Origin of the sequence: Aquimarina agarivorans, assembly GCF_000218485.1 — a bacterium.
Taxonomy (GTDB): Bacteria; Bacteroidota; Bacteroidia; order Flavobacteriales; family Flavobacteriaceae; genus Aquimarina; species Aquimarina agarivorans.
This window is the reverse complement of record NZ_AFPB01000040.1, coordinates 1-859: the sequence shown is the minus strand read 5'-3', so window position 1 is coordinate 859 and position 859 is coordinate 1. Positions and strand designations below refer to the sequence as shown.

Sequence of the window (859 nt, the reverse complement as noted above, 5' to 3'; positions counted from 1 at the left end):
GTTAATATTTTTTGCCCAACTTTCAGTTTATCTTTATTAGCTTCGGTTAGTTTATCATCACTTTCAATGATAGCATCAACCGTAGTACTTTTTTTAGTGGCTATTTTACTTAATGTATCACCATTTGCCACTACATATGTTTCTTGCACTGTTTCTGTTGTGCTAGTAGTTGTAACCTCTTCAATTTTTGCAGTAGCAAAATAGGCTTTGTTAATCTTAGGTCTAAAAATTTTAAGATCGGGAGAAGTAAAAGTAATATGTGAATATTCTCCTTTAAATCGTACTGTAGGCATAGCTTAGTTGGTTTGTCTAATTACTTGTAGTTTTATTTTTTGAGTGTCAGCGGTTACTTTTAGGTCTTCAAGTTGGTCGTTTTCAAAAACATTGCCTTGGTATTTAAAATCGTTTTGAGTATTGGTTAAGTCTAAATCTATATATTTTCCCACAGCATTTGAGGTATGTAATACATAGTATACTTTTTCTCCACTAACCAATTGATAGTCGTCTATTTTTTCTCCTGCAAGATTGGTATAATAGCCGTTTGTAATAACTGGTTCTAAATTTTCATTTTCAATTATAGCTGGAGCTGCTTGTTTTTCAAACGGATTACTAGGATTCCATTCGTTTTCATAGACAAAACCATTAACCCTTAAAATGCCTGGACTTAGAATAATGTTGCAAGTCATGGGTTTGTTATCCTTGTAGTTAAAAGACTCATGAAAATGCAACATATAGGCATTAGCAAATTCCCAATCTTTGTGTTTGTGTAGCCCATCACGTTGATAAAATCGGACATGACCACTAACCATCTGTCTGGATGATACTGCTACGGTAAAAAATTCAGTAACATCTTTAGGTG

General features: G+C 33.2%; 2 protein-coding genes. Both read right to left on the bottom strand.

Features of this window, described 5'->3' with window-relative positions; all coding sequences use genetic code 11:
- On the bottom strand, nucleotides 1-293 hold a 293-nt coding region (locus GMC_RS0101915; protein WP_010520550.1), incomplete at its 3' end, for a LysM peptidoglycan-binding domain-containing protein.
- Between the two features lie 3 nt (nucleotides 294-296).
- The coding region (gene tssD, locus GMC_RS18670) for a type VI secretion system tube protein TssD (RefSeq protein WP_010520549.1) at nucleotides 297-859 on the bottom strand (563 nt) is incomplete at its 5' end.